Raw genomic sequence first — 20,234 nt, 5'->3', positions numbered from 1 at the left:
GCGTTGCGCCGGAGGAAGGAAATCCCGTGCTTATTTCACAGATCAAGGATGCCAGTGGCAAGATCACCGTAGCGGTTCGCGAAGAGGGCGGGCAGGCGCAGGCCGTCAAGGGCGCGGCGTCGGTTTATGCGCTCGCCATGGAAGCCGCCAATGGCGGCAAGAGCCTTGCCGATGTCATTTCCGCGCATGGTCTCGGCGATGCCGTCGATCTCGAAAAGGCCTATGCCGAAGGCCGTTTCCTGCCGCCGATCACCCATCCCGATCCGGCGCATCTGCATCTGACCGGCACTGGCCTTACCCATCTGGGTTCGGCCGCGACCCGCGACAGCATGCACAAGAAGACCACGGAAGCGGCGGAAGAAAGCCTGACGGACTCCATGAAGATGTTCCGCATGGGTCTCGAAAACGGCAAGCCCAAGGCCGGTGAAAAGGGCGTTCAGCCCGAATGGTTCTACAAGGGCAACGGCCATGTGGCGGCAGCACCGGGGGCGGCGCTCACCTCTCCGTCCTTCGCGCTCGATGGCGGCGAAGAGCCTGAGATGGCCGGCATCTACGTGATCTCCGACAAGGGTGAGGCGGTGCGGATCGGCTTTGCCGTCTCGAACGAGTTTTCCGATCACGTCACCGAGCGGATCAACTATCTCTATCTCGCCCATTCCAAGCTGCGCCCGGCAAGCTTCGGCCCGGAAATCCGCGTCGGCGCTCCGCCGTCCGATATTCGCGGCACCTCGCGCATCCGCCGCGGCGACAAGGTCATCTTCGAAAAGCCGTTCGTTTCGGGTGAGGACAACATGTCCCATACCTTCGCGAATCTCGAATATCACCACTTCAAATACGGCCTGTTCCGCGCGCCCGGCGACGTGCATGTGCACATGTTCGGCACTGCGACGCTCTCCTTCGCAGAAGGCATCAAGCCGGAAGCGGGCGACGTCTTCGAGATCGAAGCCGCCGGCTTCGGCCTGCCGCTGAAGAACCCGCTGGCCGTGGATGCGGAAGAAGAGATCACCGTTCGCCAGATCTGATCTGCGGACTGCGCGTAAAAAATAGTCGGGGGTGGGTCATCCCTCCCTCGACGTCATCCTCGGGCTTGTCCCGAGAATCTGCGACCGATTGATTTTACGCGACGTGGATAGATCCTCGGGACAAGCCCGAGGATGACGCCAGATGATAGCTCTTTCATCCCCTTGCCCCTCTGTGCGTCAGGCAACTTTCAGACGCTCGCCTTACTCAATCCCCCACAGTTTGCCTTCCCCAACCTCCACCGAATTACCCGCCGGATCGCGGATATAGACGGAATAGCTGTCATTCGGCCAGCGGTGATAATGTTCGACGGGAATTCCGAGCGCTTCGAAGCGCGCCTTCCAGCCGTCCACCTCCGACTTGTCCCTGGCGTAAAAGCAGAAATGGCCTTGCCCCACCGCGCCGTGACGGGGGATCGGATTGTCGGGGTCGGCCCGGCGGGATTGCTCGGGGTCGAAGATCAGCAGCATCTGCTGCCCGCATCGGAAGAAGATGAATTGCCCCGGCAGCCTGCGCACCACTTCCAGCCCGAAGACATCCCGGTAAAAGGCTTCGGCGGCGTCGAGATCGTCGGCGTAGAGCGCGGTTTCCATAATGGCGGCTGGCGGTCGCATGGTTCCTCCCGGCGTTTCAGGGGTTTCCGGCGGCGGATCGCGGCGGAAACCTATTTGCCTGTTGTATAGGTCAGCACCGTCAGGTCGTGTTTGCCGACGCCACGTTCCAGAACGGTCCAGCCGCAGTTGACATAATAGGCTTCGAGACTCGGCTGGCAGCAGAGATAGCTGGTCTCGTGGCCAAGTTCGGCCGCCCTTTGCGTCGCGGCCTGCATCAAGGCTCGCGCCACGCCCGAGCGCCTACGGTCTTCCTCCACCCAGAGGGCTGCGACCCAGGGCAGATATTGCGGCCGCTCCTCCAGGTCGCAATGGATGAGGAAGGCGGAGCCGACATAAGCGCCGTTGTCATAGGCTACAAAGCCGGTGGGCAACGTATGGGGGTTGGTCATGTCCTTCAGGTGCTCGGCGACGTCGCCCACCTGAAGGCCGCTATCCTGCCACCATGCCGTCCAGACCCGTTCGGCGATGACGGGGCCATGCGACTGGCAGTCGCGATAGTCGGAAATGCTGTACAAGGCCGTCTCCCGGCCGGCTTTCCTCCCGCAGGCTGAAGCCGGATCATGCTTTCAAATCGATGCGGGGATTAAACCGGGTGGGACGGGGTTTCGCAACCGCCAAGTTGTCGCGCTGGATCAGGGTTTCGTTGCCGTCACATGCAGCCATGCGGTCGGGAGCTGGTCGTAACCGCTGCCCTGCCTTGCCTCGATCTCCACCGCCGCCCAGTCAAACTGTCCGTAAGCGTCTTCCAGCCAGGGTTTCGAAGGGTAATTGTAATAGCGGCCGAACATGTCGCGGCCTTCCGCTTCTCCCGCCTTGAAGCTGGCATAAAAAATGCCGCCCTTCCTCAGCGCGATGTGTATGCGGCCGATAATGCCCGGCAGGGCAGGGCGGGGCACATGCAGCAGGCAAGCATTGGCCCAGACGCCGTCATATCGCGCGCTCTCATCGATATTCTCGAACAGCAAAGTCCGGACGGGAATGCCGAGCCGGGCTTGAGCCGCTTTGGCGATTTCAGGCGTTCCGTCGGTGGGGTGGACATCGTAACCGGCGGCCAGCATGAATTCGCTGTCCTGCCCGCCGCCGCAACCCAGTTCGAGAATGCTTGCACCCTCTTGCAGCCGCTTCAGGAATGTTTCCAGATGCGGGCGATCCGCCGCCTGTCCACGCGAGGTGTAGGCCGCGGCGTTACCCGTATAAAAGCCGATTGTGTCGTCGTCCCTGCCGGCCATCATCTCAACTCTGCGACTGGCTCTGGCCCTGCGATTGCTGCACGGTGACCGACACATTCAGCGTCTCGCCCGCCGGGCCGATCCGCATGCCCGATATCGGCGCGCAATCGCGGTAGCAGAGGCCCGATGCGATGCGCACATAGCGGCCGTCGGGGCAGATATTGTTGGCGGCGTCGAAGCCCACCCAGCCCAGCCCCTGAAGATGCACTTCGGCCCAGGCGTGGGTGGCCGTCTGTTCCTCCACTTCTTCCATCATCAGATAACCGGAAACGTAACGGGCCGGCAGGCCCATCAGCCGGGCGGCGGAAATCAGGATATGGGCGTGGTCCTGGCACACACCCTTGCCCGCTTCCAGCGCTGTTTCCGCCGTGGTTTCGATATCGGTCGCGCCGGGCACATACTCCACCTTGCGGTGAATATTTTCCATGAGGTCATGCAGGCGGGCCAGCTCGCTGTCGCCGGCGCTCACCTTCACCAGTTCGCGCACGAGCTTTCCCGGTTTGGTGCGCGGCGTCTCGCGCAGGAAAAGCCACAGCGGCGCATTGCCGATGTGGTAACCGAACACACCCGCCTTGTCCTCGGTGTTCACGGTGCCGCTCGCCACCACCTTCACCCGCTGCTGCGGGCCTTCCGTTTCCACCAGCGCAACGCGGTTGCCGAAATGGTCGTCATAGGTCACTTCGACGGTGGCGCCATCGACCGAGACATCCCAGTTCTCCACCGTCTGGCCGGGGCCGGTCTGCGGCGTCAGGCGCAGCCGCTGCAACGCATAGGGCATTGGCTCGTCATAGACATATTCCGTCGTATGGGTGATTTTCAGACGCATAAGCTGTCCCCGTCCACGCGCTTATTGATAAAAGCGGTAGCCTTCCGTGATTTCCTGTCCCAGTTGCCCGTTGCGATGGACGAATCTTTCCAGAAACTCGTGCAGACCTTCGTCCATCACCCGGGCGATGGTCGTCGCGCGCAGGCTGTCGCGAATGCTCTCGGCCGTTTCATGCGCCTTGTGCCTCTCGCTGTAATCCTCGGCGATGTAATTGAGGTTGCTGGCGATCTTCTCGTAACAATAGGCAAGCGAACGCGGCATGCGGCCATTGAGGATGAGGAAGTCGGCAATATTGGCCGGCTTGTATTCCGCATCGTAGACCCAGCCATAGGAGCGGTGCGCCGAGACCGAACGCAGGATGGATTCCCACTGCGCATTGTCGAGCGACGACCCCACATGCGCCACAGCCGGCAGCAGCACGTAATATTTGACGTCGAGAATGCGGGCGGTGTTGTCGGCCCGTTCGATGAAAGTGCCTATGCGGGAGAAATTATAGAGATCGTTGCGCAGCATCGAGCCGTGGAAAGCGCCGCGCACCAGGCCGGCGCGGTGTTTGATGCCATCGATGATTTGCGGCATGTCCGCCGCCTTTATCCTGCGGTCGAGACTGGTCTTCAGCTCAATCCAGAATTCGTTGGTCGCTTCCCACGTCTCGCGCGTCAGCGCGGTGCGCACCATGCGGGCATTGTTGCGGCCCGCCTCGATGCAGGAGAGGACGCTCGACGGGTTGGCCTTGTCGCGCAGGAGATAATTGATCGCATCCGCCGTCGTTACCTTGTCATGCGTTTCGAGAAACGCCTCGTGGACGCCCGCACTCTGCAACACGCCGTCCCAGTCTTCATCGCCGCTGCCCGAGCGCGTCAGTGAAACGCGCAGACCCGCATCGATCAGCCGGGCGATGTTTTCAGCGCGCTCGATGTACCGGAACATCCAGTAGAGCCCGTTTGCCGTTCTGCCCAGCATGGCTTAATCCTCCAGTACCCAGGTGTCCTTTGTGCCGCCGCCCTGGCTGGAATTGACCACTAGCGAGCCCTGCTTGAGCGCGACGCGGGTCAGGCCGCCGGGAATGATCTTCACCTTGTCCGACACCAGCACGTAAGGGCGCAGATCGACATGGCGCGGCGCAATGCCGTTTTTCACCATGATCGGCACGGTGGAAAGCGACAGCGTCGGCTGCGCGATATAGTTGGAGGGGCGGGCTTTGAGCTTTTCGGCAAAGAGCGCCCGTTCCTTTTTCGATGCGGTGGGACCGACCAGCATGCCGTAACCGCCCGAACCGTGAACTTCCTTGACGACGAGGTCGGCGAGGTTGTCCAGCACGTATTTCAGACTGTCCGGCTCCGAACAGCGCCAGGTCGGCACGTTTTCCAGAAGCGGCTTGCGGCCGGTATAGAACTCGACGATCTCGGGCATGTAGGAATAGATCGCCTTGTCGTCGGAAATGCCGGTGCCGGGGGCATTGGCGATGGTGATGTTGCCGGCGCGGTAGACATCCATGATGCCGGGCACGCCAAGCGCCGAATCCGGCCGGAAGGTCAACGGGTCGAGGAAGTCGTCATCGACGCGGCGGTAAAGCACGTCGATGGCCTCATAACCGCGGGTGGTGCGCATCTTGACCTTGCCGTCCATGACCCGCAGGTCGGAGCCTTCCACCAGCTCCACGCCCATCATGTCGGCGAGGAAGGAATGTTCGTAATAGGCGGAATTATAGATGCCGGGCGTCAGCACCGCGACGCGCGGCTTGCCGGAACAGCCGGGCGGGGCGAGCGAGGCGAGCGATTGCCGCAGCAGATAGGGATAATCCTCCACCCGCCGCACGCGGTTTTCATGGAAGAGTTCCGGGAACATCTGCATCATCGTTTCACGGTTTTCCAGCATGTAGCTGACACCGGAGGGCGTGCGGGCATTGTCTTCCAGAACGTAGAACTGGTCTTCGCCGGTGCGGACGATGTCCGTGCCGACAATATGGGTGTAGACGCCGCCGGGCGGGGTGAAACCGATCATTTCCGGCAGGAAGGCTTCGTTTTTCTCGATGATTTCGCGGGGAATGCGGCCGGCGCGGATGATTTCCTGCTTGTGGTAGATATCGTCGAGGAAAGCATTGAGGGCGAGGACGCGCTGTTCGATGCCCTGGGCCAGTTTGCGCCACTCGCGTCCGGAGATGATGCGCGGGATGATATCGAAGGGGATCAGTTTTTCTGAACTGTCGGCATGGCCGTAGACTGCGAAAGTAATACCGGTTTTTCGAAAGATGTTTTCCGCGTCTTTTGATTTCTGGATCAGGTGCGCCCTGTCCTGTCGGCTGTACCACTCGTTATAGTTTTCATATGGGCTTCGCGGCGTGTCGTCCGCATTTATCATTTCGTCAAATGCCAACTTCGATGTCCCCTTTTTTGCCATATGAATACAACGCCAAATGCAATGCAAGAACTATGCGGAGCTCCCTGCGAAGATTTTTCACCGCTCTAGAGTTTTAAAAAAGAAGCGTTTTTTCGGTTTCAGCCTATAAATGCGGCATTGGCAAATTGGTTGCGCGGGGATGAGGCGCGTATCGGGGTGACGGTGCTGTGTGCGCCGTGGGCGAATGCATAAATTTTAGTCGGTCGCTTTCGGTTGATGAATATCGGGCGTCGCATCAGAAAATCTGAAAGATGCGATCACGAAAACACCTTTGACCTTTCGCCGGGATGCGGATACCGCCTTGCTGAATAACCCGGTTCGATCCTTCGCCGGTTTGCGTGAAGCCGCAGAAATATCAATTCGCCGCCTTTCCCGCGCCGTGTCCGGTTACGGGGTTCGTGCGGCACAGGGGATGTTCCCATGTCGCTCGACCGTCTGGCTCCGGCCATCTTCGTCTTTCTCTGGTCGACCGGCTGGGTCACCGCCAAATATGCGGTCTATTATACCGGACCGCTGACCTTTCTCTGTCTGCGCTATCTGCTGGCGGGGGCGCTGCTGTGGGCGATCTGCCGCTTTTCCTCCATCCAGTGGCCTGAGCGGCGTGCCGATCTCTTCCGGGCGATCCTGTCCGGGGTCTTCCTGCACGGTCTTTATCTCGGCATGATCTGGTGGGCGATAGGGCAGGGCGTGCCGGCGGCGATCGGCGGTATCATCGCCGGTCTGCAGCCGCTGATGACGGCGGTGGCCGCCCGCTACATGATCGGCGAAAGGATCTCGCCCTTGCAGCGCGCCGGCCTGCTCATCGGCTTTGCCGGCATTGCCATTGCCGTGCTGCCGAAGGTCATGGCCACCGGTGCTGTCGGCCTGTCTGTGCCGCTCTACGCCGTGGCGGTGAATGTGCTGGGCATGACTTCGGTTACCTATGGCACGCTCTATCAGAAGAAATATGTCCATGGCGGAAACATCATGGCGGTGGCCACGCTGCAATATGTCGGTGCGCTGCTGGTCACCGTGCCCTTCGCGCTTCTGCTGGAGGATGGGCATGTGGACTGGAGCCTCGGCCTTGCCGCCACGCTCGCCTGGTCGGTGGGTGCGATCTCCATCGGCGCCGTGGCGTTGCTTCTTTATCTGATACGCCGCGGGCAGGTCTCGCGGGCCGCCTCGCTGATCTATCTGGTGCCGCCGCTTGCGGCCGTGGAAGCAGCACTGCTTTTCGGGGAAACGCTGACACCCGCCATGATTGCCGGCACCGTTCTGGCGGTGACGGGGGTTTATCTCGCCAATCGCAGACCTGCCGCAGCGATTGCCGCACGTTAGAGCGTTTTCGCTTTTCTTCGAGTAGCGAAAGCGCCCTAACTCTTTGTTTTGCTGCATTTCCGGATGGAAAACCGGGCTCCACTTTTCCTGGAAATGTCCTAATTACCACAACCGCATATTAGGGGTTTGTTAACCATAAAATTATACCTCTCGTTAATCACATGATTTGGCGGGGGTTACATGTCTATTTCACGTCGTGGTGTTCTGTTCGGATTGCCGCTGTTTCTGGCCGGCTGCGCGAATACCGGCATCGGCCAGCAGAGGCTGAATTATGCGGCAAAGCCGGAGGAGAAATTCCCGCTTCCCGCCATGCATCTCGACAAGGTCAAGCCGGAGCTTCGCCGGCAGGAAGTCACCTACGATACCAGGCACCCGGCCGGAACGGTTGTGGTGGATACGCCGGCGCGGCGGCTTTATTACGTTTTGGGCGATGGGCGCGCCATGCGTTACGGCGTCGGTGTCGGCCGGCAGGGTCTTGCGCTGAAGGGCGATGCCTATATTGGCCGCAAGGCGGAATGGCCGTCCTGGACACCGACCGCGAACATGATGCGCCGCGATCCGCGCAATCTGAAGTTTGCCGGCGGCATGGCGGGCGGCCCGAACAATCCGCTCGGCGCACGCGCGCTCTATCTCTATCGCGGCGGCAACGACACCATGTTCCGTCTGCACGGCACCAACCAGCCGCAATCCATCGGCCACGCCATGTCGAGCGGCTGCATCCGCATGCTGAACCACGACATCATCGATCTTTACAGCCGCGTGCCGGTCGGTTCGAAGGTCGTCGTCTTGCAGGCGTGAGGAAGAGGCGGATTTTTCCGCCTTTGCCACGTCAGAAAATGCCTGTATCCTTGAGTTGATTTTTTCGGCAGATGGTCAATTTTATGCTGGGAAATCAACCATGTGTAGAATGCCTCCCTTTCTGTATTTAAGGGAGTTCTGCTATATCGGAAACGTGATTTCCGGTGTTCGAGACGTGTATCCATAAAGGGTTAAATGCACTGTATCGAGCGCGGCACCACTTCAACGGGGACACATGAACATGGCAACTTTCGACTCTCTCTCCCGCTATCGCCCGCAGGCACTCGGGGCGCTGCGCATCATGACGGCGCTGCTTTTCGTGGCGCATGGAACGCAGAAACTGTTCGGTTTTCCGGCATCGCAGATGGAAGGCTCGCTGCCGACCCTGATGCTTGTAGCCGCACTGCTGGAATTCGTCGGCGGCATTCTCGTGCTGATCGGCCTGTTCACACGACCCGTCGCCTTCATCCTGTCCGGCCAGATGGCGGTCGCCTATTTCATGGCGCATGCGCCGAGCAATTTCTTCCCGGCCCTGAACGGTGGCGACGCCGCCATCCTGTTCTGCTTCATCTTCCTCTATCTGTTCGTTGCCGGTCCGGGCGCCTTCTCGGTGGATGAGCGCCGGGCCTGATTGCCCGACCCGTCATCGATCTCTTTTGCAGAAGCTCCGCATGGTCATGCCGTGCGGAGCTTTTTTTAGCGAGGGATTAAAACTTCGGCCGTGGCCGAAGCATAGATGCTTGTTTTCGGGTTAAGAACGGGCCATCCTGAACGCAGTTGGAAAATCGATCCGTGACCTCCCAGAACCCCATCGCCCGCGAATTGCTGTTTCTCGCCCTGTTGTCCACGCTGTGGGCCGCATCCTATACCTTCATCAAGATCGGGGTGGAGACGATACCGCCGATCACCTTCATCGCATCGAGAACCCTGATCGCCGGTCTGCTGCTCTTTGCGGTGATCCGGCTGCGCGGGCTGCGCCTGCCCACGGATCTGGCGACGTGGCGGCTGTTCTTCATTCAGGCCTGCATCAACAGCGTTCTGCCCTTCACGCTGATCGCCTGGGCGGAACAAAGCATCGATGCCGGTCTTGCCGTCATTCTCAATGCAACGACGCCGATCTTCACCTTTCTTCTAACGGCACTCGTTATCCGGCACGAGCCGGTCAGCGGGCGCAAGCTGTTTGGCACCATTGCCGGCATGACGGGCGTGTGCCTCATCATCGGCGTCGAAGCGCTGAGCGGCGCGGGCGAGGCGATATGGAGCCAGCTCGCCGTGCTGACGGCGGCTTTTTTCTATGCCTGCGCGGCTATTTTCAGTAAAAATTTCAAAGGGCTCGATCCGATCATGCCGGCCGCCGGCTCGCTTATCTGCGGCGCTGTTTTCCTGTTGCCCGTGAGCCTGATCGTCGACCGGCCCTGGACGCTGTCGCCTTCGGCGGCGTCACTGACGGCGCTCCTGTGCCTCAGCGTCTTTTCGACCGCGCTCGCCTTCATGATCTATTTCCGGCTGATGCAGACGCTGGGCTCCGTCGGCACCACGTCGCAGGCCTATCTCAGGGTGCCGGTCGGCGTCGCCATCGGCATGGCGTTTCTGGGGGAAATGCCGACGCCTGCCATGTGGGTGGGGCTTGTCTGCGTCATCGCCGGCGTGCTGGCCATGACCCTGCCGTCACGGCGTCGTCCGGTCGCGCAGGGTAGTTGAAGGGAAAGAAAAGCCCCGCTGGCCGGATGTGGCTGCAGGGCTTGATTGGCGAGTGCTCGCCACTTGTTTCTTCTCCCCGAGGGGGAGAAGTCCGCGGCAGCGGGATGAGGGGGCGCCCTCGCCGGATCATGGAGACCTTACCCCCTCATCCGACCCTTCGGGCCACCTTCTCCCCGGCGGGGAGAAGAAACGCCCGGCAATGCCGGGCGTCCTTAGTCCACTCAGAGCAACTTAGCGGTTACGGCCGCGATGGCCGTTGCCGGAAGCGCGTTTTTCCTGGCCGTTGCCGCCGGCAGGGGCGTGGCGGTTGGCGCCGCTGCCGCCGGGCTTGCGGGCCGGGCGGCGGTGCTTGCGCGGGCCGGCCGGGCGGCCTGCTTCGCCTTCAGCCTGCTTGACGCGCTTGAAGTCGGAGGTGACTTCCAGATCGTTGTCCGCGTCGCGCGGCGCATGGTGGCGCGAGGGGCGGGATTCGCCGTTGTGACGGCCGCCTTCGCGGGGACCACGCTGATGGCCGCCATTATTGTTGCGGCCGCCGCGGTTGTTGTTGGGGCGTGTCGGGCTGGCAAGACCGGCCGGACGTTCGCCGGAGGCGACCGGAATATCGATCTTCATCAGCTTTTCGATGTCGTGCAGCAGGCGGGTTTCGTCCGGTGCGCAAAACGCAATGGCGATGCCGTCGCGGCCGGCGCGGGCGGTACGGCCGATGCGGTGAACATAGGCGTCGGGCACTTCCGGCAGGTCGTAGTTGAAGACGTGGGTGACGGCCGGAATGTCGATGCCGCGGGCTGCGACGTCGGTTGCCACCAGCACCTTGATCTCGCCATCCTTGAAGCCCTTGAGAGCGCGCTCGCGCTGGCCCTGGCTCTTGTTGCCGTGGATGGAGGCGACCTTGAAGCCGATATGTTCGAGATGCTTGTAGAGCTTCTCCGCACCATGCTTGGTGCGCAGGAACACGATGGCGCGGCCATCCGGGTTTTCGTTGAGCGACTTCTTCAGAAGCTCGGTCTTGTCGTTCTTGCCGGCGACGAAGTGAACATATTGCTCCACCTTGTCGGCTGCCTTGCCGGGCGGGGTCACTTCCACCTTGAGCGGATCGGTCAGGTAGCTGTGGGCGAGATCGGCGATCGCCTTCGGCATGGTGGCCGAGAAAAGCAGCGTCTGGCGCTTGGCCGGCACCATCTTCGAAATCTTGCGCAGATCGTGGATGAAGCCGAGATCGAGCATCTGGTCCGCTTCATCGAGCACCAGATAGGTGACCTTGGAGAGCGAGATGGCGTTGCGGGCGATGAGGTCCAGCAGGCGGCCGGGGGTCGCCACCAGAATGTCCGTGCCCTTTTCGAGCTGAAGCTGCTGCTTGTTGATCGACGCGCCGCCAACCACCTGGTTGATACGCAGCGGCGTCTTCTTCACGAAGGAGCGCAGGTTTTCGCCGATCTGGTTCACCAGCTCGCGCGTGGGGGCGAGGATGAGGGTGCGGCAGGTGCGGTTTGCCGGGCGGTCCGCCTGCTTCATCAGCATTTCGATGATCGGCAGGCCGAAAGCGGCGGTCTTGCCGGTGCCGGTCTGTGCGAGGCCGATCAGGTCACGGCCTTCGAGCAGCAGCGGAATGGCCTTTGCCTGAATGGGAGTAGGGGTCGTATAGCCAAGCTGGGTAACGCTGGCCACGATCTTTTCGGAGAGGCCGAGTTCGCTAAAACTGGTCAATATAATGCCTTTCGGGGCGCCAAAAACCAATCGTCCGGAACAGGGCTGCTGTCCGGCGGTTTCGGCGTCAAGAACCCCGCGTGAATTGGGAACTTGTGGGTTGGAATAACTTTCTGCGCATCAGTGCGGCACATGCCGTCTTCTGTATTCTTTGCGCTTTTCCTTCATGCGGGCCAGATTCCTTTTTAAGGACGTCTTTCCGGTCATACGCTGCAGCTCACGCGGCTGCCGAAGGTGAAAGCTTGAGGGCCATGTGGGCGTTTTGTGCGTCAAAGTCAAGCGATAGTTTTGTAACGCCGCCGCTGGAGGGTGCATGGCAGCCATGCGTACCGGTAGCCGGCGATTACCGGGACGGCACGGGCGAACGCGAAGAATTATGGTTAAAAAAGGGTAACGGCCCCCTCGGATACATAGCAAAGATCGATTTTCTCACATAACGTTTTTTGCGATGGCGTCCGGAAATATTTGATTCGACAGGAATGGACTGCAAGGTGTGGAGTATCGATTGACCGAAGGCTGCGGGTTGCTCGAAAAGGCTTGCAGGGCCGTGGCCGCCCTGGACCTGCCCGCGTGCATCAAGGACAGCGAACTTCGCTATATCGCGGTCAATTCCGCCTATGCCCGGGTCATGGGGCGTCCGCCCGGGGCATTCAAGGGACACACCAGTCTTTCCCTTTCCGCCGATATACGCGATGCCGAGCGCGAGGACAGGGAGCGCCGTTCGCTGGTCTTCGCCACGGATGAGATGATTGCCTGCCATGGTGGGGGCGCGTCCGGGCCATACACGCTTCGCTGCGAACGTTTCACCGGTGACGACGGCAATCTGTTCCTGTTCGAAGCGTTCGAGGACATGCCGTCCGCCACCGTGGAGGTTTTTCCGCAAGCCGACAGCGCTTCGGACCTGCTGTTCGGCAGCGGCGTGATCGATCTCGTCGACGCGGGTATCGTGATTTATGACCGCGAAAACCGGCTGGTCTACTGCAATACCCGCTTCAGGGAATTCTACGGCGCGCTCGGCGTCGACCTGAAGGCCGGCGTCCCGCTCGAGACGTTGATGAGGGCGATTTATTTTTCGAGCGGCTATCGCGATGCGAAGGACGGTGATCCGGCGTTCGAAGGGTGGATGCAGGAGCAGCTACGGGATTTTTCACTGCCCTATCTCGAAAGGGTGGAGCAGTTTGCCGATGGCCGCTGGGTGCGCATGGTCAACAAGCGGCTGGAAAACGGCATGCTGGTGGGGCTGCGGGTGGATGTCACCGAGTTCAAGGCGCATGAGACGCTTCTGAGCACGCAGATCCGTGAGACCTGGCTTCTGCGCGCCGCGCTTGAGCAATTGCCGGTCGGCGTTTTCCTGAGGGATCAGGACAGGCGGCTGACCTTTGCCAATGCGGCCTATGAGAAATTTCTGGGCGGCAGCCTCGCCGATCATATCGGCAAGACCGAATGCGAGATGTTTCCGGAGGAAGGCCCGCAGTTCCAGCGGGAAAACGAGCATATTCTGCAAACGGGGGAAGCCATTGAAAAGACCGGAAGCGTTCCGCTTTCGGATGGCGGCGCCATTCCCGTCATCACAAGGCTCGGCCGGGTCGCGACGCCGGACGACGAATACTATCTGGTGGGCTCGGTCACCGATGCCAGCCTGCTGCAGGACCGGGAAAAGGCGCTGATCGCCGCGCAGGCCGAGGCTGAGGCGCTGCACCGCCAGCTCGAAGCGGTTCTTCATGCCCTGCCGGTGGGCGTGCTGCTGCTCAGCGCCGATCTCGTCATCGAATATGTCAATCCGTTCTTTTATGAGGTCTGGGGCGAGATCGGCGGCGAGAAGTCGCTTGTCGGCAAAACTTATCGCGAATTCATGGAGATGAATTTCGACAGCGGCCTTTATGACTATGGCGACAGGCCTTTCGATGAGGTCTATGGCGAGCGGGTGCAGCGGCTTCTGAAGGAGGAGGTCTTTGCGCCCCGCGAGGTGCGCAGCAAAAGCGGCAAGGTCACGGTCATTTCGAAAACCCGGCTCGAAGGCGGAAAAATCCTCAGCACCTATGCCGACGTCACCGATGTACGCATGCGCGACGTCGAGATCGGCAAGGCGAAGGCCGAACTGGAGCGGGTCGGCGAATATATGCAGGGCGCCACGCGCGCCATGGCGCAGGGGCTGGTGCTGGTCGAGCAAGGCACGATCATCATGTCCAACGAGGCGATGGCGCGTATGTTCGACGTGCCGCCGCATCTTCTGGAAAAGGGCTGCAACTGGTCGGGTTTCTTCGCCCATTGCGCCGGGCGCGGCGATTTCGGCACGGCCGGGGAGGCTGCGGAGACGCTGCGCGCCTGGAGGGAGAATATCGCCGCCAACCGGCCGTTTTCCTGGCTCATCCATGTCGCCGGCAAAAGCTGGCTCAATCTGGAGGCCACCAACAGTTCCGGCAATTACTGGCTCATCATCGTCACCGATGTGACCGAGATGAAGCTGCGTGAAGAGGAATTGCAGCGGCTGCTATCGCGTGCGGAAGCGGCGGATCGGGCCAAATCGGAATTTCTGGCCAATATGAGCCATGAAATCCGCACGCCGATGAACGGCGTTCTCGGCATGGCGGAGCTTCTGGCCAAGTCCAATCTGGATACGCGCCAGAAGACCTTTACCGATATCATCGTCAAATCCGGCAATGCGCTTCTGACGATCATCAACGACATTCTCGATTTCTCGAAGATCGAGGCCGGGCAGATGAGGCTGCGCAGCGTGCCTTTCGATCCGGCGGAGGCGGTCGAGGATGTGGTGTCGCTGCTGTCCTCGGCGGCGCTTGAAAAGGACATAGAGCTGATCGTCCGGATCGATGCTTCCGTCTTCGGCAAGGTCATCGGCGATGCCGGCCGCTTTCGGCAGATCGTCACCAATATCGTTGGAAACGCCGTCAAGTTCACCGAAATGGGGCATGTGCTGGTCGAGCTTTCGGCACGTTCGGCGGAAGCCTCCGAGGCCATCCTGTCACTGCGCGTCGAAGACAGTGGCATCGGCATTCCGGCCGACAAGCTCGAAACCATCTTCGACAAGTTCAGCCAGGTCGACGGCTCCGCCACGCGCCGGCACGAGGGAACGGGGCTGGGACTGGCAATCACGGTCGGTCTCGTCGGCCTGTTCGACGGTGCGATCAAGGTCGTCAGCGATGTCGGCAGGGGATCGACCTTCGAGGTCAATATTCCGTTTCAGGTGACCGAGAGACAGCGCGATCTCCCGCTTCTTTCCGTGGCGATCGACGATATTCGCGTGCTCGTCATCGACGATAACGACGTCAATCGCCGCATATTGACGGAGCAGTTGCGCAGTTGGGGCATAGACGGCCACGCGGTGGAAGACGGGCCTTCCGGCATCGCCGTGCTTGAGGAGGCGGCGTCTCTCGGGTTTTCCATCGACGCCATCGTTCTCGATTATCATATGCCTGTCATGAACGGGCTGGATGTGGTGGAACGGATCCGGGCGGATGCGCGCTTTGACGACATCGCCATTGTTTTCCTGACCTCCATGGATGTCGTCGGTGACGAGACGCTGTTCACCGATCTCAATGTACAGGCGCATCTAATGAAGCCGGCGCGGGCGCGGCTCCTGCGCTCCACCCTGTTCGACGTGGTGCGGGATGTGCGGCTGAAACGCGCCCGGCAAGCGCCGGTCCCGCGTGAAACAGGTCGCGGTGACGGCGCCGTCCGGCCGGAAAAAGGCTCGGCCGAAAGAAAGCAGCGCGATGCCGTATCGACGGCGGTGCCGGCGCGGCATCGGCCGAGCCTTGTCGATGTGCTGGTGGCCGAGGACAATGACGTCAATCAGATCGTCTTCACCCAGATATTGCAGCAGGCGGGTCTGCGCTTTCTGATCGTCGGTAATGGCAAGAAGGCCGTGCAGGCTTGGCAGGAGAATAATCCCGCCATCATCCTGATGGATGTCTCGATGCCGGTCATGAACGGACATCAGGCGACGCAGGCCATCCGCGCCGCGGAACGGACCGCCGCCGACGGCCGGCATGTGCCGATCATCGGCGTTACCGCCCATACGCAGGAGGCGGATCGGGAACTATGCCTGGAGGCGGGCATGGACGATTATCTGTCGAAGCCCATCAGCCCGGAAACGCTCGAAGACAAGATCGCGCAATGGCTGGGCGACAACATGCCGCGCCGCGACGTGCCGGGCGTGTGAGTTTTCGACTGGAACACGCTTCTGCTTGGCGTCAGTCGGAGGGTTTGGTCCCGCAGAGCATTTCCCGCTTTCCGGCAAAACCTTTCCGGCGCTCCAGCTCAAAACCGGCGGCGATGAGGTTGCGGCGAACGAAGCCGGCGGCGGCATAGGTGGCGAATGTGCCGCCGGGCGCCGTCTTTGCGAAAAGCGCCTGCATGATTTCCAGCGACCACATGTCCGGATTGCGCGCGGGTGCGAAGCCATCGAGGAACCAGGCGTCGAAACTTTCCTCGCTTGCGGAAATGCCGGCGAGCGCCTCGCCACAGACCACTGTCAGGCGCGTTTCGTCATCGAGCTGGATTTCGACCCGTCCTTTCGGCTCGGCGGGCCAGAGGGCGGTGAGTGCCTTGCGTTCGGCATCCACTTCCGGCCAGCGGGAAAGCGCCCGGTCGATTTCCTCCGCCTTCATCGGGTAGAGTTCGAAGGAGATGAAATGCAGCCTGGAGCGGCCGTTGCGCATCTCTTTCCGCATCTCTTTCCATTGGCGCCATGTCTCGCAGAGGTTAAGCCCGGTGCCGAAGCCCAGTTCGCCGATGCGAAATGTGCCCTCCCGTTCGAGCCAACGCTCTGGCAGGCCGTTTCCGGAGAGGAAGACATGGCCGCATTCCAGCCGGCCATCCGTCTGGCAATAAAAATGGTCGTCAAAGGCCAGTGAATAGGGCATATCCCCGTCACGCCAGTCGAGCGCGGTGGGGGTTTCCCCGGCCGGTGAACCGGCCGCTGCGCCGGTCTCTGTGATATTTTCGTTGGAATGTTTCATGGCTAAAGCCGATAATCCCGCTTTCGAACAGGGTCAATCTCCAAGATTGCCGGCTTCCGTGCCGCTTCTCGTCGTCGGTGGCGGCATCATGGGGCTGTGGGCCGCCGTCAAGGCGGAAAGGCTCGGCATCGATACATTGCTGGTGGAGGCGGATCGCCCCGGCGACGGCGCCAGCGGCGGGCTGCTGGGTGCGTTGATGCCGCATATGCCGGACCGCTGGTCGGACAAGAAACAGTTCCAGTTCGATGCCCTGGTTGCGCTGGAAAAAGAGATTGCCGGGCTGGAGGCGGAAACCGGGCTTTCCGCCGGCTACCGCCGCGCAGGTCGTATCATTCCGCTGCCGAAGCCGCATCTGCGCGCCATTGCCGAACGGCACGAACGGGATGCGCTGGAGAACTGGGTGTCGGGCGAGCGCCGGTTCCATTGGCATGTCGGTGACAGTCCTTCGGTCGCGGGCTGGGTGGATGATGCGGCGGGTGAAGCGGGTTTCGTGTTCGATACGCTGGCGGCGCGGGTCTCGCCGCGCGCGATGATCGCCCTTCTTTCGGCTTTTCTCGGCAAGGCGCGGCATGTGCGGCTGGCGGAAGGTTGCCGCGTTCTTTCGCTCGACGTGGATGCCGGGCGGGCGGTGCTGTCGTCGGGCGACGCGGTTTCTTTCGGCCATGTCATCGTCGCCAACGGCCATGGTTCCTTCCCCCTGGTCCGCGACGCCCTCGGCCTGGAGGCCGGCGTGACGCTGGGGCAGGCGGTGAAGGGGCAGGCGGCACTTCTCGACGCGGCAGCCGACCCGGCGATGCCGGTCGTGTTCCTGAACGGTCTTTATATCGTACCGCATGAGGATGGCACCGTCGCGATCGGCAGTACCAGCGAAGATTGTTTTTCCGATCCCTTCAGTACCGATGAAAAGCTCGAAAAACTGCTGGCGGATGCGTCTGCCGTTGTTCCCTCGATTGCCGGCGCGCCGGTGCTGGAACGCTGGGCCGGGCTGCGCCCGAAGGCGGTGGGGAGGGATCCGATGGTGGGCACGATCCCTGGCCATCCGAGGCTCGTTGCGCTGACCGGCGGCTTCAAGGTCAGCTTCGGGCTTGCGCATTTTCTTGCCGATGCGGCGTTGCAGAGCGTGTGCGGTCACACACCTGTCATCCCCTCGGGCTTTCACCTTCAACAACACGTGAGTATTGCCGTCGCGGACTTTAGAAAGCTCTGATCAGGCCGCTTACGTCGTTAATCTGTCACGCAAATCACTTATCTGCTGGCCTGCAACGAGGCCGGTTTGTCCGCTTTTGCGGCGAGGTGACAGCGCATGCGATACGCCATTCATTTCACGCCTTCCCCCAATGACCCCCTGACGCAGGCGGCCGCCGCGTGGTTGGGGCGCGATGCCTATTCCGGTCAGGCGGTGGAGCCGCCGGGCATGATCGATCTCGGCATGCAGGAGATTTCCTACCATACGGCGCTGCCGCGCCGTTACGGTTTCCACGGCACGATCAAGGCTCCCTTCCGTCTTGCGGAGGGCCATTCCGAGGCCGCGCTTCTGCGCGACCTGATGTATTTTTCCGGCAGGCAGGAGCCCTTCACGCTGCCGCAACTGGTGGTGGCAAGGCAGGAGAATGTCTTCAGCCTCGTTCCCGAGCGCCCCTGCGAAGTGCTGCATTTTTTTGCCGCCCGCGTGGTGCAGGAATTCGACCGTTACCGGGCGCCGCTCTCCGACGCGGAAATCGAGCGCGCGGATCCGGACCGGCTTTCGGCATCGCAGCTCACCAATCTGCATCGCTGGGGCAGCCCGCATGTGATGGACGAGTTCCGGTTCCAGATGTCGCTGACCGGCGGTGTGGAAGCGTCCAGCAGCCAGAGGATAGAGCGGGCCGTGCGCAAGGTTTTCGAGCCGCTGCTGACGCGGTCCCTGCAGTTTTCCAGCCTTGCGCTTTTCATCGAGGATGAACCGGGCGCGCCTTTCCGGGTACACTCGCTTCACCCCATGGGCCGCGTTTCTGCCCGAAAGATCGCCTGAAGAGCGCGTCGGAGTAATCGTATACAAAAAAGCATCGGAATGTCGGCAAGATTGATCTCGACATTCCGGATGCGGATGCTACCGTCCGGATATCGCATATCTGAAGCGTGTGTTCTCCCCGTTCCGGGTCATCGCGCTTCGGAGGTCTGTTTTATGTCTCCCGAAATCGGTTTCCGCCTTGGGAGAGATGGTCTGGGTGGCTGCATGATTTCCGAAAATTACTCCCGCAATCTGGTGGGCTATGGCCGCAATGTTCCCGATCCGAAATGGCCGGGCGGCGCGCGCATCGCCGTGCAATTCGTCATTAATTACGAGGAGGGCGGCGAGAGCTGCATTCTCGACAATGACAAGGCATCGGAATCGCTGCTGTCGGAAATCGTCGGCGCCCAGCCCTGGCCCGGCCAGCGCAACCTGAACATGGAATCGATCTATGAATATGGCTCGCGCGCCGGCTTCTGGCGGCTGTGGCGCATGTTCACCGGGCTCGGCGTCACCACCACCGTTTATGGCGTGACCGCCGCCATGGCCCGTAACCCGGAAGCCGTTGCGGCGATGAAGGAAGCGGGTTGGGAAATCGCCAGCCACGGTTATCGCTGGCTGGAATATAAGGATTTTTCCGAAGAAGAAGAGCGCAAGCATATAGTCGAAGCCGTGCGTCTGCATACGGAGGTGACCGGCGAGCGTCCCTATGGCATGTATCAGGGCAAGCCGTCGGACAATACGCTGCGCCTTGTCATGGAAGAGGGCGGTTTCCTCTATTCGTCGGACTCCTATGCCGACGATCTGCCCTATTGGGTGAAGGGAGCGAAGGACGAGCCTTTCCTGATCATTCCCTATACGCTCGAAACCAACGATATGCGTTTCGCCACGCCGCAGGGCTTCAATTCCGGCGATCAGTTCTTCACCTATCTGAAGGATGCTTTCGACGTGCTTTATCAGGAGGGCATCGAAGGCGCGCCGAAGATGATGAGCGTCGGCCTGCATTGCCGCCTTGTCGGCCGTCCCGGCCGCGCGGCAGCCCTTCGCCGTTTCATCGAATATGTGCTTGGCCATGAGAAAGTGTGGATCCCGCAGCGCATCGAGATCGCCCGTCACTGGCATGAACATCATAAGCCGGAGGTGCTTTGATGGTGACGCGTGAGGATTTTGTCACCCGTTTCGGCGGCGTCTTCGAACATTCGCCTTTCATCGCCGAACGGGCCTATGACGCCGGCGGAGCGGGCCTGGAACTGACGGCGAAGGCGGTTCACGCCGCGCTTAGCGCGCAGTTTCGCGCCGCTTCCGAGGCGGAAAGGCTCGGCGTTTTGCGGGCGCACCCCGATCTGGCCGGCAAGCTGGCGATTGCGGGTGAGTTGACGGCCGACAGCCGCAACGAACAGGCCGGTGCGGGGCTGGACCGGCTTACCCCCGAAGAGCACGCCCGTTTTACCGAATTGAACGGCGCCTATACCGAAAAATTCGGCTTTCCCTTCATCATCGCGGTCAAGGGGCTGAACAGGCACGATATTCTTTCCGCCTTCGAGACGCGCATCGGCAACGGCGCGGCCGAAGAATTTGAGACGGCGACGGCGCAGGTGGAAAAGATCGCCTGGCTGCGCCTTTCCTCGATGCTGCCGGAAGGCTGAATTGGCGAGT

Annotated in this window: 18 protein-coding genes; 10 read left to right on the top strand and 8 right to left on the bottom strand. The window is 61.1% G+C overall.

Annotated features, from left to right (window positions below; all coding sequences use genetic code 11):
• Positions 1 to 26: 26 nt before the first annotated feature.
• Entirely contained in the window at positions 27 to 1,022 is a 996-nt protein-coding gene (gene araD1 / locus ACIK7D_RS10945) for a 2-keto-3-deoxy-L-arabinonate dehydratase AraD1 (RefSeq protein WP_149741145.1), read from the top strand.
• A 201-nt stretch (positions 1,023 to 1,223) separates the two neighbouring features.
• On the opposite strand, the gene ACIK7D_RS10940 is transcribed toward araD1, so the two are convergent.
• From ACIK7D_RS10940 to ACIK7D_RS10915, 6 genes are all read right to left on the bottom strand, one after another.
• The gene (locus tag ACIK7D_RS10940; RefSeq protein WP_400156285.1) at positions 1,224 to 1,634 is read right to left on the bottom strand and encodes a VOC family protein; all 411 of its coding nucleotides are present in this window, start codon (positions 1,632 to 1,634) and stop codon (positions 1,224 to 1,226) included.
• 50 nt (positions 1,635 to 1,684) lie between these two features.
• Positions 1,685 to 2,149, bottom strand: a complete 465-nt coding sequence (locus tag ACIK7D_RS10935) for a GNAT family N-acetyltransferase (protein WP_400156284.1) — start codon at positions 2,147 to 2,149, stop codon at positions 1,685 to 1,687.
• Between the two features lie 117 nt (positions 2,150 to 2,266).
• Positions 2,267 to 2,863, bottom strand: a complete 597-nt coding sequence (locus ACIK7D_RS10930; protein WP_400156283.1) for a class I SAM-dependent methyltransferase — start codon at positions 2,861 to 2,863, stop codon at positions 2,267 to 2,269.
• 4 nt (positions 2,864 to 2,867) lie between these two features.
• The gene (locus tag ACIK7D_RS10925; protein WP_400156282.1) at positions 2,868 to 3,689 is read right to left on the bottom strand and encodes a transglutaminase domain-containing protein; all 822 of its coding nucleotides are present in this window, start codon (positions 3,687 to 3,689) and stop codon (positions 2,868 to 2,870) included.
• Positions 3,690 to 3,710: 21 nt separating this feature from the next.
• Positions 3,711 to 4,652 (bottom strand): alpha-E domain-containing protein, encoded by a 942-nt coding sequence (locus tag ACIK7D_RS10920; RefSeq protein WP_400156281.1) that lies wholly within the window; start codon positions 4,650 to 4,652, stop codon positions 3,711 to 3,713.
• Between the two features lie 3 nt (positions 4,653 to 4,655).
• Positions 4,656 to 6,065: a circularly permuted type 2 ATP-grasp protein gene (locus ACIK7D_RS10915; protein ID WP_162936596.1), complete on the bottom strand. Its 1,410-nt coding sequence runs from the start codon at positions 6,063 to 6,065 to the stop codon at positions 4,656 to 4,658.
• 444 nt (positions 6,066 to 6,509) lie between these two features.
• Between ACIK7D_RS10915 and ACIK7D_RS10910 the strand changes: the two genes are divergently transcribed.
• The 4 genes from ACIK7D_RS10910 (at position 6,510) to ACIK7D_RS10895 (ending at position 9,905) form a co-directional block, all read left to right on the top strand.
• On the top strand, positions 6,510 to 7,406 hold the full coding sequence (locus ACIK7D_RS10910) for a DMT family transporter (protein ID WP_400156280.1): 897 nt from the start codon (positions 6,510 to 6,512) through the stop codon (positions 7,404 to 7,406).
• Positions 7,407 to 7,586: 180 nt separating this feature from the next.
• Entirely contained in the window at positions 7,587 to 8,204 is a 618-nt protein-coding gene (locus tag ACIK7D_RS10905) for a L,D-transpeptidase (protein WP_137003900.1), read from the top strand.
• Between the two features lie 241 nt (positions 8,205 to 8,445).
• Positions 8,446 to 8,835 (top strand): DoxX family protein, encoded by a 390-nt coding sequence (locus tag ACIK7D_RS10900; protein ID WP_162936597.1) that lies wholly within the window; start codon positions 8,446 to 8,448, stop codon positions 8,833 to 8,835.
• Positions 8,836 to 8,996: 161 nt separating this feature from the next.
• Complete coding sequence (locus ACIK7D_RS10895; RefSeq protein WP_400156279.1) at positions 8,997 to 9,905, top strand: DMT family transporter; 909 nt, start codon at positions 8,997 to 8,999, stop codon at positions 9,903 to 9,905.
• Positions 9,906 to 10,136: 231 nt separating this feature from the next.
• Here ACIK7D_RS10895 and ACIK7D_RS10890 read toward each other — a convergent pair whose 3' ends face one another.
• Positions 10,137 to 11,609 carry a DEAD/DEAH box helicase gene (locus ACIK7D_RS10890; RefSeq protein ID WP_080816057.1) on the bottom strand — a complete coding sequence of 491 codons (1,473 nt, stop codon included), beginning with the start codon at positions 11,607 to 11,609 and terminating at the stop codon, positions 10,137 to 10,139.
• 505 nt (positions 11,610 to 12,114) lie between these two features.
• Here ACIK7D_RS10890 and ACIK7D_RS10885 point away from each other — a divergent pair.
• Positions 12,115 to 15,789 (top strand): response regulator, encoded by a 3,675-nt coding sequence (locus ACIK7D_RS10885; RefSeq protein ID WP_400156278.1) that lies wholly within the window; start codon positions 12,115 to 12,117, stop codon positions 15,787 to 15,789.
• A 31-nt stretch (positions 15,790 to 15,820) separates the two neighbouring features.
• Here ACIK7D_RS10885 and mnmD read toward each other — a convergent pair whose 3' ends face one another.
• Positions 15,821 to 16,588, bottom strand: coding sequence for a tRNA (5-methylaminomethyl-2-thiouridine)(34)-methyltransferase MnmD (mnmD, locus tag ACIK7D_RS10880; RefSeq protein ID WP_174025363.1), 768 nt, complete (start codon positions 16,586 to 16,588; stop codon positions 15,821 to 15,823).
• On the opposite strand from mnmD, the gene ACIK7D_RS10875 reads away from it, so the two are divergent.
• The 4 genes from ACIK7D_RS10875 to uraD all read left to right on the top strand — a co-directional run bounded on the left by ACIK7D_RS10875 (position 16,587) and on the right by uraD (position 20,224).
• The gene (locus tag ACIK7D_RS10875) at positions 16,587 to 17,795 is read left to right on the top strand and encodes an NAD(P)/FAD-dependent oxidoreductase (protein WP_400156277.1); all 1,209 of its coding nucleotides are present in this window, start codon (positions 16,587 to 16,589) and stop codon (positions 17,793 to 17,795) included. The two genes, mnmD and ACIK7D_RS10875, sit on opposite strands and share 2 nt — an antisense overlap.
• A gap of 96 nt (positions 17,796 to 17,891) precedes the next feature.
• A complete protein-coding gene (locus tag ACIK7D_RS10870) occupies positions 17,892 to 18,599 on the top strand; it encodes a DUF1045 domain-containing protein (RefSeq protein ID WP_003524263.1) in 708 nt (235 codons plus the stop codon).
• Positions 18,600 to 18,803: 204 nt separating this feature from the next.
• Positions 18,804 to 19,727: an allantoinase PuuE gene (puuE, locus tag ACIK7D_RS10865; RefSeq protein WP_400156392.1), complete on the top strand. Its 924-nt coding sequence runs from the start codon at positions 18,804 to 18,806 to the stop codon at positions 19,725 to 19,727.
• Complete coding sequence (gene uraD / locus ACIK7D_RS10860) at positions 19,727 to 20,224, top strand: 2-oxo-4-hydroxy-4-carboxy-5-ureidoimidazoline decarboxylase (protein WP_400156276.1); 498 nt, start codon at positions 19,727 to 19,729, stop codon at positions 20,222 to 20,224. Before puuE ends, uraD begins: the two co-directional genes overlap by 1 nt.
• Positions 20,225 to 20,234: the final 10 nt, after the last annotated feature.

Source organism: Agrobacterium sp. P15N1-A (assembly GCF_044626815.1).
GTDB classification, from domain to species: Bacteria; Pseudomonadota; Alphaproteobacteria; order Rhizobiales; family Rhizobiaceae; genus Agrobacterium; species Agrobacterium leguminum.
This window is presented reverse-complemented; position numbering and strand designations above follow the sequence as displayed.

Bases quoted from the DNA above. Each gene is read 5' to 3' on its own strand.
- ACIK7D_RS10940 (WP_400156285.1), bottom strand. From the start codon at position 1,634: ATGCGACCGCCAGCCGCCATTATGGAAACCGCGCTCTACGCCGACGAT.
- ACIK7D_RS10930 (WP_400156283.1), bottom strand. From the start codon at position 2,863: ATGGCCGGCAGGGACGACGACACAATCGGCTTTTATACGGGTAACGCC.
- ACIK7D_RS10925 (WP_400156282.1), bottom strand. From the start codon at position 3,689: ATGCGTCTGAAAATCACCCATACGACGGAATATGTCTATGACGAGCCA.
- ACIK7D_RS10920 (WP_400156281.1), bottom strand. From the start codon at position 4,652: ATGCTGGGCAGAACGGCAAACGGGCTCTACTGGATGTTCCGGTACATC.
- ACIK7D_RS10910 (WP_400156280.1), top strand. From the start codon at position 6,510: ATGTCGCTCGACCGTCTGGCTCCGGCCATCTTCGTCTTTCTCTGGTCG.
- ACIK7D_RS10905 (WP_137003900.1), top strand. From the start codon at position 7,587: ATGTCTATTTCACGTCGTGGTGTTCTGTTCGGATTGCCGCTGTTTCTG.
- ACIK7D_RS10900 (WP_162936597.1), top strand. From the start codon at position 8,446: ATGGCAACTTTCGACTCTCTCTCCCGCTATCGCCCGCAGGCACTCGGG.
- ACIK7D_RS10875 (WP_400156277.1), top strand. From the start codon at position 16,587: ATGGCTAAAGCCGATAATCCCGCTTTCGAACAGGGTCAATCTCCAAGA.
- mnmD (WP_174025363.1), bottom strand. From the start codon at position 16,588: ATGAAACATTCCAACGAAAATATCACAGAGACCGGCGCAGCGGCCGGT.
- ACIK7D_RS10870 (WP_003524263.1), top strand. From the start codon at position 17,892: ATGCGATACGCCATTCATTTCACGCCTTCCCCCAATGACCCCCTGACG.
- puuE (WP_400156392.1), top strand. From the start codon at position 18,804: ATGATTTCCGAAAATTACTCCCGCAATCTGGTGGGCTATGGCCGCAAT.
- uraD (WP_400156276.1), top strand. From the start codon at position 19,727: ATGGTGACGCGTGAGGATTTTGTCACCCGTTTCGGCGGCGTCTTCGAA.